The 12,968-nt window shown below is 48.3% G+C and carries 11 protein-coding genes and 1 pseudogene; 5 read left to right on the top strand and 7 right to left on the bottom strand.

Going from position 1 to position 12,968, the window contains the following annotated elements; translation table 11 throughout:
• Nucleotides 1-117: 117 nt before the first annotated feature.
• Nucleotides 118-981, bottom strand: coding sequence for an MFS transporter (locus RW092_RS00790; protein ID WP_316009253.1), 864 nt, complete (start codon nt 979-981; stop codon nt 118-120).
• Nucleotides 982-995: 14 nt separating this feature from the next.
• On the opposite strand from RW092_RS00790, the gene RW092_RS00785 reads away from it, so the two are divergent.
• Nucleotides 996-1,352 (top strand): TetR-like C-terminal domain-containing protein, encoded by a 357-nt coding sequence (locus RW092_RS00785; protein WP_316009252.1) that lies wholly within the window; start codon nt 996-998, stop codon nt 1,350-1,352.
• A 63-nt stretch (nt 1,353-1,415) separates the two neighbouring features.
• On the opposite strand, the gene RW092_RS00780 is transcribed toward RW092_RS00785, so the two are convergent.
• Both RW092_RS00780 and RW092_RS00775 read right to left on the bottom strand, forming a co-directional pair.
• The gene (locus RW092_RS00780; RefSeq protein ID WP_316009251.1) at nt 1,416-2,495 is read right to left on the bottom strand and encodes a HAMP domain-containing sensor histidine kinase; all 1,080 of its coding nucleotides are present in this window, start codon (nt 2,493-2,495) and stop codon (nt 1,416-1,418) included.
• A pseudogene (locus RW092_RS00775) lies at nt 2,492-3,026 on the bottom strand (winged helix-turn-helix domain-containing protein). The gene RW092_RS00780 and the pseudogene RW092_RS00775 overlap by 4 nt, the downstream one beginning before the upstream one ends.
• Before the next feature lie 175 nt (nt 3,027-3,201).
• Here RW092_RS00775 and RW092_RS00770 point away from each other — a divergent pair.
• The gene (locus RW092_RS00770; RefSeq protein WP_016313386.1) at nt 3,202-4,143 is read left to right on the top strand and encodes an ABC transporter ATP-binding protein; all 942 of its coding nucleotides are present in this window, start codon (nt 3,202-3,204) and stop codon (nt 4,141-4,143) included.
• A complete protein-coding gene (locus RW092_RS00765) occupies nt 4,143-4,841 on the top strand; it encodes an ABC transporter permease (RefSeq protein ID WP_016313387.1) in 699 nt (232 codons plus the stop codon). The genes RW092_RS00770 and RW092_RS00765 overlap by 1 nt, the downstream gene beginning before the upstream one ends.
• A gap of 84 nt (nt 4,842-4,925) precedes the next feature.
• Here RW092_RS00765 and RW092_RS00760 read toward each other — a convergent pair whose 3' ends face one another.
• Nucleotides 4,926-5,846, bottom strand: a complete 921-nt coding sequence (locus RW092_RS00760; RefSeq protein WP_316009250.1) for a tRNA dihydrouridine synthase — start codon at nt 5,844-5,846, stop codon at nt 4,926-4,928.
• 483 nt (nt 5,847-6,329) lie between these two features.
• Between RW092_RS00760 and RW092_RS00755 the strand changes: the two genes are divergently transcribed.
• Both RW092_RS00755 and RW092_RS00750 read left to right on the top strand, forming a co-directional pair.
• On the top strand, nt 6,330-7,109 hold the full coding sequence (locus RW092_RS00755) for a class I SAM-dependent methyltransferase (protein ID WP_127576555.1): 780 nt from the start codon (nt 6,330-6,332) through the stop codon (nt 7,107-7,109).
• A gap of 136 nt (nt 7,110-7,245) precedes the next feature.
• Nucleotides 7,246-8,880 (top strand): chitobiase/beta-hexosaminidase C-terminal domain-containing protein, encoded by a 1,635-nt coding sequence (locus RW092_RS00750; RefSeq protein ID WP_316009249.1) that lies wholly within the window; start codon nt 7,246-7,248, stop codon nt 8,878-8,880.
• Between the two features lie 44 nt (nt 8,881-8,924).
• Here RW092_RS00750 and RW092_RS00745 read toward each other — a convergent pair whose 3' ends face one another.
• The 3 genes from RW092_RS00745 to RW092_RS00735 all read right to left on the bottom strand — a co-directional run bounded on the left by RW092_RS00745 (nt 8,925) and on the right by RW092_RS00735 (nt 12,699).
• Nucleotides 8,925-9,617, bottom strand: coding sequence for a response regulator transcription factor (locus tag RW092_RS00745; protein ID WP_316009248.1), 693 nt, complete (start codon nt 9,615-9,617; stop codon nt 8,925-8,927).
• 4 nt (nt 9,618-9,621) lie between these two features.
• The gene (locus RW092_RS00740; protein WP_316009247.1) at nt 9,622-11,769 is read right to left on the bottom strand and encodes an ATP-binding protein; all 2,148 of its coding nucleotides are present in this window, start codon (nt 11,767-11,769) and stop codon (nt 9,622-9,624) included.
• A 171-nt stretch (nt 11,770-11,940) separates the two neighbouring features.
• Complete coding sequence (locus tag RW092_RS00735) at nt 11,941-12,699, bottom strand: carbohydrate-binding protein (protein WP_316009246.1); 759 nt, start codon at nt 12,697-12,699, stop codon at nt 11,941-11,943.
• Nucleotides 12,700-12,968 lie beyond the last annotated feature (269 nt).

Raw genomic sequence — 12,968 nt, 5'->3', positions numbered from 1 at the left:
CAAAAACGAGGCGGAAGGCCTCTCCCACCCCGAAATTTTATAAATTCTATAATGTAAAAAAAGTCTTTCTCAAGGGATTCCCCTCAAGAAAGACTATTTCAAACCCGTTTTACCTCATCAGTTGATGCTGGGTTTAAGAACAGTATTCTTTTTCTTATGAGGCAAGAAGATGATAAACACAAGCGATACAATCGTGAAGACAACGGACCACATAAAGGTATGGTTAAACGCTGTGTTCAGCGTTGAGACATCGTGAACGGGTTGGCTGTTGATTTGATTCTGCAAGATGACAGCAAAGACCGAAGCACCAAACGCACCCCCAATTTGTTGAAGGATCCGGGTTGCACTGCTGGCATGCGGTACCAATTCCTTCGATAACCCCTCATAGGCGGTGGCCATGATCGGAAGCATCAAGCCCCCAAGTCCTCCGCCGCGGACAACCAGGGATATGGCCAGCATCAGTTCACTGGTATCGGCTGAACTCATGGCAAAAGGTAAAGTTCCAAGCAGCGTCAGAATAGTACCGCCGAGAACCACCCATCGGGAGCCGATGGTATCCGTCAGCTTCCCTGCCAAGGAGCGAGTCATTAACATCCCGAGGCCTTGAGGAATCAACAGTAACCCTGAAGCAAGCACGCTGTGACCGCGTACCTGTTGATAGTACAGCGGCAATAACAGCATGCCGGCATAGGAAGAGAGTCCTGAGATAAACAACAGACAGGCAGATGCAGAGAACGTTGTGCTCTTAAAGATCCGCAGGTCGACGATCGGATGATCGGATTTTCTGAGCCCATACCAGCAGAAGACGATCATGAACACCAGTCCAATCGCGAGGGGGACAAGAACCGGACTTTTAAAGAAACCATGCTCCGAGCTGACTTTCGTAAGTCCATAAATCATCAGCACGAGCGCCGGAGACACCAGAGTTAAACCTAGTAAGTCCAGCTTCTGCGGACGATTTGCGACATCATCTTTGGGCAATCCCTCTGAACCATTTGCCGACGGTTTCAGTCCCGGATACCGGGAATTTGCGCAGCGATGTCCTCCTCTTGCTGAATGAGTTAAATGAGATGCTGCATCAAATTGGCCCCAAAACGATTCACGGCCTGATGTCCGTAGTATCTGACATTCCTTTCTCCGATATTCTCAATCTTCGAAGAACGAATACGATGACCGTTATTTTGGACCGAGCCATAGAAAGAGGGGAAATTCGTCCGGAGAAGGTTACGCCGCGCATTACCAGGCTGCCTGTAGATCTTGTGAGACATGAACTGCTAATTACGTTGGAACCCGTTTCTATGAAGACCATTGAGGAGATCGTGGATGAGATTTTTTTGCCGCTGCTGAAATGACAAGTGAACAGACGAAGACGCCCCTTCACCCTGAATTCGACTAGTGATGTGGGGCGTCATTTTTTATTGACCTTTAGTTTGGGGAACCCTGCCCAGCGGCAGCCGAACCGTAAAAATCGAACCCACTCCAAGCTCACTGTCCACCTCAATCGTCCCCTCGCACAAATCGACAATGCGCTTAACAATGGTTAATCCCAATCCATTGCCTGTCATGGAGCGGGACGAATCGCCTTGGTAAAACTTATCAAACATGCGCCGCATCGTCTCTTCATCCATCCCTCGGCCATTATCTTCAAGCCGGAAGATCGCTTGCTGTCCCCTCCGCTGAAGCGCGATTTTCAGCTTTCCGCCGCTGCCCGTAAATTTGATCGCATTGTCGAGAAGATAGATCCATACTTGCTGAAGCAGGTTTTTATTGCCGTGAATCGTGACATCGTCCAATGTGATATCCAGCTGAAGCGATTTCGCGTTCCACTTTGGCTCCAGCATCAGAACGGCAAGTCGGATCTGTTCATCCAGCCGATAGCTCGTCTTTTCGCTCAAAATTTCAATGTTCTCCACCTTCGACAAGTTGAGAATGCTGGTAGACAGCTCCACGAGTCGTTCGGATTCCTGAATGATGCGATCCAGATAATCCTGCTTGTCTTCTTCGCTGAGATTTCCTTGCTTCAGCAATTTGGCGAAGCCGCTGATGGAGACAATCGGCGTCTTAAACTCATGGGAGAAATTGCGCACGAAGTCGCTTCGCAGCGTTTCGATTCCTTTTAACTCCTGCACCATCTTGTTAAAACTGACGGCCAGCTCGTCTAGTTCAAAAACGACGCTCCCCTTCACCGTCGCCTGAGCTGAAAAATCCCCTTTGGCCACCTTCGCGGTAGCCTCCATCATATCGCGAATCGGCTTGACGGATCGTCTGCTTAACAACGCGGCAATGACAACGCCCATAAAAATGCTGATGTAGATCAGGACGTAAATGCCGCGATAGGAATTCGGCTGATTCAGGTCAATCCAGCCTGCGCGGTTCAGCAAGAAGGCCAGCAAGCCAGCAGATGTAATCGACAGCACCATGACGAGAAAGACCCAGGCGACTAATGTAACGGCTAGGGTGATTTTTTTCGGCAAAAACTGTTGGATCAAATTCATCCCCGCTTCACCGCTTTGTATCCCAAACCGCGCACCGTCACGATCTCAAAATCGGGACTGTTTCTAAATTTGTCGCGCAGCCGGTTGATATGAACGTTCAGTGTATGATCATCCGTTTCCGTATCCGGCCCCCAAATCTCCTCAAGCAGCTGCAATCGCGTAAAAATTTTATTCGGATAACTAAGCAGCTTAAACAGAAGGTAAAATTCCTTCTGCGGCAAAGAGATTTGTTGATCTCCCCTTGTCACAGTGAGTGCGTTGTAATCCAATACCGTTTCCCCGACAACTAGCCTGCGCTCGTTCGCGATCTGTGCGCGACGCAACAGCGCTTTGATTCGGAACAGCAGTTCCTGCTCGTCGAAGGGCTTAGTCATATAATCATCGGTTCCGACAAGGAAGCCATTGTGCTTAAACTTGATATCATGGGCCGCAGTCACCATCAGGATCGGAATGTTGTCCCCCGCGTTGAAGCACGGCGCAGATCAGTCGCTGCGTATTGACGTCATCTTCGATCACCAAGATATCAAACACAGGATCTCCCCCTTTTTTCTACTGAATATACTCCCCAAAAATAAACCAAAAATCAACAACTCGGCGCCCTGGGTTGAGGTTCAGTTGAGATTCGTCGTTTAAAGTACAAGCTGTGCTCAGGTGAAACACCAAATCGTGTTTTCTCTAAATTTTAAAGTAAAGGGTGGTTAGAGAGATGAGTAATGGAAGAAGAGGCGGCACCAACGCCATCCAATTGGATAATGTCAGCAAGAGCTTCGGCGATTTTCATGCGGTTCGCAACCTTTCGCTTGAAGTACACAGAGGGGAAATTATGGGCTTCCTCGGTTTGAATGGAGCTGGCAAAACAACAACAATTAAGATGCTCCTGTCGCTGCTCAAGCCTACCTCCGGCAGCATCTATATGTTGGGCAGCAAGGTGGACTCCGGTAACTATAAGCTTTGGAGCCACGTTGGTTACTTGGAGGAAGCTTCTTATTATCCGGATCTTACCGTGGTGGAAAATCTGGAGATCGCCCGAAGAATGCACCGGATCTCCGACCGAGGGGCCGTTGACCGCGTCATTAAGAAGCTGGATTTAGAAATTCACCGTAAGAAGAAAGCCAAAAACCTGTCTCTAGGGAACAGACAACGCCTAGGGTTAGCAAAAGCGATGATTCATAACCCAGAGGTTTTGATATTGGACGAGCCGGTCAACGGGCTGGATCCAGCCAGTGTCGTGGAAATCCGGGAGCTGTTACTTGACCTTTCCCGTAACGAGGGCGTCACGATCTTCCTCTCCAGCCATCTCTTGGAGGAGCTGTCTAAGCTGGTTGACAGTGTGGCGATCATGCACAAAGGGCAACTTGTCCAGAACATGAATATCGATCAACTGGAGCGTTCGGTGGAGAAGAAACTGGTTGTGGGCGGACGAGATATCGATGCCATTCGACATATTCTCGCCGAGAATGGGTACACGTTCAAAGATACTGAGGATGAACGGCTGGAGCTGACTGAAGAGCGTGCCTTGGGGAATCCAGAACAACTGGCAGACCTGTTAGTACGTGCAAGCCAACCGCCAACCCATCTCAGCGTAGTCACTGAAAATCTGGAAAGTTACTTTTTACGGACAATTCGCACAGCAGGGGTGAACGCTTGATGTTACTTTCATTTATTCATAACGAGCTGCTTAAAGTATGGAAGTCTATCGTATTTTGGGTCGTGGCTATCGTCTTTATCGCCATGCCTTTATTGATTGGGCTCTTCAAGGAGCCCGGCGTTTCTTGGGACATGTACTATACGGATATCTTTGACTCCATCGCCTCGCTGCTGGTGGTTGGGTTCTCCTTCACCTCAGCATGGGTGTTTGGACGAGAATACACCGATAAAACCATTAAAGATTTGATCGTAAAGCCTATTCCCAAATCGTATAGCGTGCTGTCGAAATTCATCGTGATTACGATCTGGAATATATTGATCGCCCTTTTCACTTTTGCCCTAATTACGATCGCCGGATCTTTCATTGGGGTGAATGGCAGTTCCGGTTCCTCCATCCTTCAGTTCTTCGGGACGTTCATGCTTACATCCGTGCTTATTATGGCTGTCAGCTCAACCAGTGCTTTAATCGCCAATATCACGAAAGGGTATCTCGCCCCGATTGGGCTGATCTTCGTAATCATCATCGCATCCAATGCGGTTGTTCAGCTCGGCCTCGGCCCGTACTTCCCATGGACTATTCCGGTTCTTCTGACGAAGGGTGTAGATATCGGCTTCATCAGCTACAGCATTCTCGTCCTCACGGCGATCGTGGGCTTCGCCGGAACCGTGGCTTGGTGGAGATTTGCAGAGCATAAGTAAATCAGGGAAATACACAGTTATACAAAAACAGGTCGACTATGGTGGCGTTCTGCCCATAGTTGACCTGTTTTGCTTATGTTTACTTTATTCGCTGGCCATTTGCTGAGTAAACTCGTCCAGCATCTTCCGCACTTCATCGGTTGATGAGGTGCTCATCAGTTGATTTCTTAGTTCACTTGCCCCGCGGAATCCTTTGACGTACACCTTGAAGAAACGTTGCAGCGCCTTAAACGGACGCGCCTCCAATTGATTGGAATACTGATCATGGAGATCCAAATGCAACCGCAGCAGATCCAGATATTCGGTCGTGCTGTGCTCTCTTGGCTCTTTTTCAAAGGCAAACGGGTTCTTAAAGATCCCTCTCCCAATCATAATTCCATCTACCCCATACTGCTCAGCCAGCTTCAAGCCGGTTTGTCGGTCGGGAATATCGCCGTTAATCGTGAGCAGGGTCTGTGGTGCGATTTGATCGCGCAGCGCCTTAATTTCCGGGATCAGCTCCCAGTGGGCTGCAACTTGGCTCATTTCTTCTCGGGTGCGCAGGTGGATCGACAGATTAACAATGTCTTGCTTCAGAATATGGGTTAACCACTCCCGCCATTCCTCCACCTCGTTGAAACCCAGTCGCGTCTTCACACTTACTGGCAAGCCCCCGGCTTTGGCGGCCTGGATCACTTCAGCGGCCACCGAGGGTCGGAGAATTAAGCCGCTCCCCTTCCCATTCGTCGCCACATTCGGCACCGGGCATCCCATATTGATATCGATCCCCTGGAAGCCTTGCTCCGCCATGCCCATACTCATCTTGGCAAAAAACTCCGGCTTATCGCCCCAAATATGCGCCACCATCGGCTGCTCGTCCTCCGTAAAAAGCAACCGTCCGCGGACGCTATGGTTCCCTTCCGGGTGACAATAGCTCTCCGTATTGGCAAACTCCGTGAAGAAGACATCAGGACTGCCCGCCTGACTCACGACATGACGAAACACCACATGCGTCACATCTTCCATCGGTGCAAGTATAAAAAAAGGTCGCGGTAAATCACGCCAAAAATTCCGGTTCACTTCAACCTCAAATCCTCTCGTTATAATACCTAATCTATTATAAAGGCTGCCTCGCTCTTAAGCATCCCCATTTTCTTCAAGTGATCATGCATGCGAAGTCCAGATACCGGGCGCATGAGGTTGAGATTTCTCGTTCATATTAAGATCGTTATAACATTCACAAATCCCAGAGGAGTAGATACACAATGAAAAGATGGTTACCGGTTCATCGCGGATATCCTGACAGAAGGCATTGTGAAGCAGTTTCCGGAGAAGTTCTAAAGGTTACATCTAAAAATCGCGGGATTGAAGCTGGATCAGCTTGGATCCCGCGATTTTTTGTCACAATAGAATGCTCCCCCCTTTCGCATCCACTCGATATGGATTAAAATATAATTAATGAAACCTTGTTTTATCTGGTGAAACAATGATGATGAGAGGTGAAACGAAATGCCTATCGATTTTCATGACCCGAACAACCGACTGACTTATACGACAAGAGAGGCAGATGCATCTTGGAGTTCTTTCCTCAGCTCGATTGTTGATGTATCCAACAAACGGGTTGCCGACATAGGATGCGGCGGCGGAATTTATACGAAGGCGCTCATTCAAATGGGAGCTTCCCATGTCGTAGGTGTAGATTTCTCGGAGGAAATGCTGAAGGCTGCGGCAAATCACTGTAAGGACCTCCCCCATGCCGCGTTTCATCAAGGTGAGGCTTCTCAAACAGGTCTTCCCTCCAACGCGTTCGACGTCGTTTTGGAAAGAGCCCTAATTCACCATCTAGACGATTTGGAACCATGCTTTAGAGAAGCCGTTCGCCTGCTAGATGACGGCGGAATGCTGATCGTTCAGGATCGAACGCCTGAAGATTGCCTGCTGCCTGGGGATGAACATCATCTTCGAGGATTTTTTTTCGAGCGTTTCCCTTCGTTGAAGGAGAAAGAAGTCGGCCGCAGACATGAGGATGGTCAGGTGCGTAAGGCACTGGAAGCGGCAGGCCTCCAGCTCGTTCATAGTACTAGACTTTGGGAAACCCGGCGCAAGTATACGCATTTGGAAGAGTTAAGTGAGGACTTGATGCAAAGAACCGGACGCTCGATTTTGCATGAACTTACGGATGAAGAATTGCAAGCATTGGTTTCTTTTATCACGGGTAAGCTCGAAGCTGCCCCGCTTCCCATTCAAGAAAAGGACGCTTGGACGGTCTGGATCGCGAAGAAGGCGTGATTCGATCAGAACCCCTTAGCTCATGTCCCTCCACGACAATTTTAAAGATTTCTTTAACTTTCGAAATTTGTCGAATGAATCATGATAAAGTAGGAAGATCAATAACATTTATCACACTTCCTAGGAGGGACAAACGATGGGCAATAAGGTTGCCGGATTCTTGATGGGAGTACTGCTGTGCGTAGGTTCCGTCATTTACTCTGCCGATAGCGTAACGGCTGCCGAGAAGACTTCAGCCGATTTTTCGGACCTGAAAGATCTGGATGCTGCCACAAAAGCCAAATTTGACGAACTCATCTCCGCTGGTATTTTCGACGGCGTGGGTGAACGCACATTTGGTCTCAAAGATGAGATGAACCGTGCGCAATTTGCTAAGGTTGCCGCGTTGATTTTCAATTTGAAAGTAGATAAGGATCTTAAGACATCCTCATTTTCTGACGTCAATGCGGATGATCCTGCAAATGGATATGCAGTACCATTTATAGAGGCAGTAAAAGCCGCAGGGATTACGGATGGTGTTGCGGATGGTGTCTACGATCCGGCAGGTAAGGTTACCAAGGAACAGTTAGCTACTTTCCTGATTCGCGGGCTGGGTAAAGACGCCGATGCTAGGGCAACACCTGGTGTGGATGATGATACCGTTTCCAAATGGGCAAAGGGGTATGTCGCCAAAGCGCTTGAACTTAAATTAATGTCTAATGGTGCCGACGGGAAGTTCGGCGGGCAATCTCATGCGACACGCGATCTGCTCGTGTTAGGCGCATACGAAGCCCAGCAGCAATATACAGAAGCAAAGAGTCAAGAGGAAGAGCAGAAGAAGAAGGAAGAAGAAGAGAAGAAAAAGGAAGAGGAACTAAAGAAACAGGAAGAAGAAAAGAAACAACAACAAACCGTGCCGTCTTCGCCTTCTGGTCCACAACCGGATTCCTCTTCCCCTCCAGTTATTCAGCCGCCAGTACAATCTACTGTTGCGACTCCAACGGCATCTCCATCCGGCGGCGAGGTGACTTCGGGAACGCAAGTTACTTTGACTTCAGCAACGGCTACTGCTGCAGTGTACTATACGTTGGATGGGAGTGAACCAACGACATCCAGCACGATGTATGTAGGGCCAATTACGATTACAAACAACACAACGATCAAGGCGATCGCTGTGAAGTCGGGATTGAAAAACAGTTCGGTTGCGAGTTTCGTATACACGGTCACTGTTTCTAGCAAATCATCGCTAGACTTGATTAATGAAGCAGCAGCATCCGGGGATTGGACCGGAATTGATGAGTCGACCTTTGCGGATGCGGGGATTACGGGAGTTACATCTGAGAATGTATATGGCATCCAAGGGATATTGCAAGACTATGATTACCCTTCAAGTGCACTTCCGAAAACCTTAAATGAAATTCAAACAATTGTTACAGAAACGATAAAAATCAATGCCATCAATAATTACTTCGCATACGGCACCGGAAATGAACCTGACAAGCAAACTTTTGAAAATGCTGGTTTAAAAGGAGTAACCGATCAGAACTTGGCGGGGATCATAAGCTACCTTCAATCGAAATATCTAGGAGCAGGCGGTGGGTCTGGAGGCGGTGCTGGTGATATTGGCGGCGGTTACCCAGGCGGCGGCTTCCCTGGAGGCGACCCTGGTGATATTGGCGGCGGCTTCCCTGGCGGTGGATCCCCAGGCGGCGGTTCCAGTGTACCATTATACTCTGGCTCCTCTAAACAAGATATCCAAGCTGCAATTGACGAATATTTGGATAGCCTATAAACTCAAAAGCGGCGCAAGGGAATATCCCTTCGCCGCTGTTTTTACTACGCCCCCCGGGCAACCAGCATATACCCGATCCCACGAACCGTCACAATGCGCTCCGGATTGGCGGGGTCAGCCTCAATTTTTTTGCGTAAGTTACTGATGTGTACAGCGACCGTCCGCGTATCCTCCAAGCTATCCGTTCCCCAGATCACCTGAAACAGCGCATCCACACTGACGGCGCGATTCACGTTTTGCGCCATGAAGGATAGCAAACCAAACTCTTTTTTCGATAAAAAGATGGTTTCCCTCCCCAAAATGACGGACTGAGCGTAGAAATCAAGCGTCAATCCTGGCAGCTCCAGCAGTTGTTCCTTTCTCCCTGTCGACGCCCTGCGAAGATGAGCCTTGACTTTAGCCATAAGGACTCCGGGGCTAAACGGTTTGGTGACATAATCGTCGCCTCCATAGGACAAGGCGTCAATTTTCACCTCGTCATCCTCACGGCTGCTCAGAAACACAATCGGTGCATTCGTGTAGTTACGTGCGTTTATACACCAAGCGATCCCATTTTCATTCGCCAACAAGACATCCAGTAGAATTAAATCCGGCTCGAACGTCACTAGTAACTTCATCGCTTCCGTCCCGCTATAGCTGCAGGCACATCGAAAACCTTCCCGTTCGCAATATATCTGTACAATCTCGCAGATGTTGGGATCATCATCGACGACCAAAATTTTATGTGTATGAACCACGCCCTCACCCCTCTTCTCGACGAATACAAGGAATCGATATGTAAAATGCCGCTCCCGTCTTTCCGTCACTCTCCGCTCTTACTGTCCCGCCATGCACTTGTACAATTTCCCGGCAAATCGCCAGCCCAAGCCCGCTGCCCTCTACCCTCTTCTCGGCACCAGGTTGTTCATACCGGTAATGGCGTTCAAAGATATGTTCGAGGTGTTCCGGTGGTATCCCGGTTCCCGTATCTTCTACGCAAATATTGGCATAACGGCGATCCTTCACTTCGTTCACAGCTAACGCAATCCGCACGGCCCCGCCTCTCGCAGTAAACTTCATGGCATTCGACACGATATTAAATAACGCCTGATCCAATCTTTGCATATCTATCTCGGCCACTAACGACTCGCTCCCCGGATCTTCCGAATCCCCTAGATCCAATACGAACTCCAACCCTGTGTCGCGTACAACCAGCTCATATTGATCATAGAACTGGCGCAGGAATTGAGCCACAGGAATTGGCTCCATTTGGAACATCACTTGTCCCGTCTCCAAATGCGATAAATAGGACAATTCCTCAATCATACGGTTCACCCGAATCGTGTTATCCCGGATATACCTCAAATACTGTTCGTTGCGTTCCGGCTTAACCCCATCCTGCACCGCTTCGACATATCCTAGCATGCTGGACAGCGGTAACCGCAGATCATGGGTAATATAAGACAGCAACTTCTTCCTTCCCTGCTCGGAGAGAAGCAGCCGATCATAGGAAATTCGCAGATTATCATGAGCTACAGATAAGGCATGGGTTCGTTCCTGGACTGTCTGTTCCAAGTTCATATTCATTTCCGTCAGCTTGTCGTTCGCCTCCTGTAATTCCCGGGCAATTCTTTCTTCGTTCGTGGCTGTTTTCGTAAATCTCGAGGAGAGCAAAAACATCTGTGCGACCGTAAAGATCAAGAGACCCAGCGGAGAAGTATTCCCGATGGAGGACCATTCGTTAAAATATAAAAAATCATTGATGACCGTAACCAGAGTAACCATCGAAGCCAGCAGGAAGATCAGCGCTCCCTCCTTGCGCTGCACTGCCGATTGGACAAGTCCAACCATCAGATACAGCATATGTAGAACAACGACCACACCGATTACCGACAATACATGGGTATAAATTATCGCAGGAGCTGCCACAACAATCAGGCAGAGCAGACCCGTTACGATCCGCGAGCCAAGACGAAACCAACGCGACACATAATTTGCAAAAATGCTAATATAGTACCGCGTAATGATATACCCGCTGCTGCAGAGCGTCAGGTACTCGATTTTGAACTGGATCTCCCATGGAAAATTCGGCCATAATTGAGTAAGCAAGAGCTCACCGACCAACAAGGAACGGATGCCTAACAACAAGGCAAACAGCCCGAAAAACAGAGGCGCCCTGTCTTTGCGTCGCAAGATGAATAACAACAAATGATAAAGTCCGATGACCATCAGGCTTGCGGTGATAAAGATCTCCCCCGCGATTTTCAGGTGAGTCCTAACCGTAAGCACATCACTGCCGCCCAACTCGATAAACTTGGTGATGCCGCCCCGCTTATGATGGAAGTTGGAAACTTGGATCACCAGTTCTACGGTGTTATTTTCCGGATGGAAGTACACAAACTTCGTTGCCAGACGCGGTGTCATGCTGCTCTTGTCCTGACCGACGACCCCCACCTCGGCCAGCGGTTCTCCGTTCACCCACAATTTATACGCGTGAAATATCGAGGGCATCTTTAGTGCAAGCCGCTCATGACGATCCTGCTCGCTAAGCTGGATCATCACCCGAAAGGTTGCAAAGCCTGTACCGCTTAACTGCTGACCATCTAGCCGATAACCTAGCCATGAGTTCGGGAGGTTGATCCAGCGGTTCGGATTTCCATCGCTTGCTATGCGATCATGTATGTCATTAGGCGACAGCAGCTCATGCCAATAAAACTCCCATTCCCCTTGTAGCTTTATCGGACGCTCACTCACTTGAACTTGGGATAAATCCAATGTCCCCTTGTCACTTTGGATTTCTGTGGAGTTCGAGGCGGAGATGACGGCATAGCATGTCACCAAACCAACCATAATGGCCGCAGCGATATACAGGATAATTTTACGTGAACTGAATCGGAGCATCCCTCTCATGAACAAAACCGACTCCAATCTACAAATTACGACAAAAAATATTTGATTAAATCAATAATAACATCATCCTAGGAAAATGTACCTGAAAATCTCGATGGGGAATAAAAAAAGCAAGACCCACCCAAACCTAACGTTGAGGTGGATCTTGCAATCTTGCTGATCCTCTACTCCTTAATATCTGCCGCCATAGCTCTTATACTGAGCATAAACGGTATTAGCGTATTGGTCGGCCAGAATCGGGCGGCCATAGGAATCTGTAGCTCCTGGATACCAATAATCTCCCCCGTTATAATGCAGTAAGCCGCTGTAGATGCTGCCGAATCGAACAATCTTCTCATTCAAAATCAGTGCACCCATATATACCTGATCCTGCTCACTGCTGTGATTATAGACATGCCCATATTTTGCACTAAATTGAGACAAATACGCATTCCGCGTGTTAGGTTCAACCTGCATCAATCCGTCGCCGGCTGAAGGGCTGCCCGACAATCCATCCCCAAAGTAGCTTTCCTTCTTGATGACGGCACTGAGCAATAAGGCAAAATCCCCGCCTTTACCATAGGCATTGTCTGCATTCATGACATAGGTCCAGATGCGGCTTGGAACCTCCGCTGGCTTAGTTACTGTAGTAGGCGGGTTAGTTGGTGGATCGGATGGTGTAGTTCCTCCGCCGCCACCGCCGCCGCTGCTTAACGACCATAGAGCAGGAACAACTGGCGGTTCCCAACCAACAAGGGAAGTATGCGCTTGAATACAAGTATAAGTACTTCCGTTATAAGTTACGGTATCGTTGACGGCATAGGAAGTATTAGGAGCCCATGCTCCTCTGGAGGCTGCACTCGCTGGAAGAACTGCGAGAAATGTAGATAGGAATACGGCTAAAGCAACTAGAAGTGAAGCAGCTTTAATAGACACCTTTCTACGAATCATTTGGATACCTCCTAGTATTATAATTTGCGACTCACTCCGGATATGAGCCACAAACTTGTAACCGCTTTATATTCTATTTTTGCATATATTAATTAATAAAAGAAATATATTACATTTCGATCATACAAAAGGATACAAATAATTCCAATAGTACTTAATGACTAAATAACTGATAAAAAACGATTCATAAAAACGCAACGTTAACTATACTTATCCTGAATTTCGAAAGCCCATAAAGGCGGTCAGTTTGTAGCAGAACGAGTCGGTAA

It is taken from the genome of Paenibacillus sp. 3LSP, assembly GCF_032465655.1.
GTDB lineage: Bacteria > Bacillota > Bacilli > Paenibacillales > Paenibacillaceae > Fontibacillus > Fontibacillus barengoltzii.
Note: the sequence above shows the minus strand (reverse complement) of the source record. Positions and strands in the feature narration are given on the sequence as shown.

Excerpts from the sequence above, each read along its gene's own strand:
- RW092_RS00735 (WP_316009246.1), bottom strand. The coding sequence starts at position 12,699 with ATGATTCGTAGAAAGGTGTCTATTAAAGCTGCTTCACTTCTAGTTGCT.
- RW092_RS00740 (WP_316009247.1), bottom strand. The coding sequence starts at position 11,769 with ATGAGAGGGATGCTCCGATTCAGTTCACGTAAAATTATCCTGTATATC.
- RW092_RS00780 (WP_316009251.1), bottom strand. The coding sequence starts at position 2,495 with ATGAATTTGATCCAACAGTTTTTGCCGAAAAAAATCACCCTAGCCGTT.
- RW092_RS00765 (WP_016313387.1), top strand. The coding sequence starts at position 4,143 with ATGTTACTTTCATTTATTCATAACGAGCTGCTTAAAGTATGGAAGTCT.
- RW092_RS00760 (WP_316009250.1), bottom strand. The coding sequence starts at position 5,846 with ATGGAAGATGTGACGCATGTGGTGTTTCGTCATGTCGTGAGTCAGGCG.
- RW092_RS00755 (WP_127576555.1), top strand. The coding sequence starts at position 6,330 with ATGCCTATCGATTTTCATGACCCGAACAACCGACTGACTTATACGACA.
- RW092_RS00770 (WP_016313386.1), top strand. The coding sequence starts at position 3,202 with ATGAGTAATGGAAGAAGAGGCGGCACCAACGCCATCCAATTGGATAAT.
- RW092_RS00750 (WP_316009249.1), top strand. The coding sequence starts at position 7,246 with ATGGGCAATAAGGTTGCCGGATTCTTGATGGGAGTACTGCTGTGCGTA.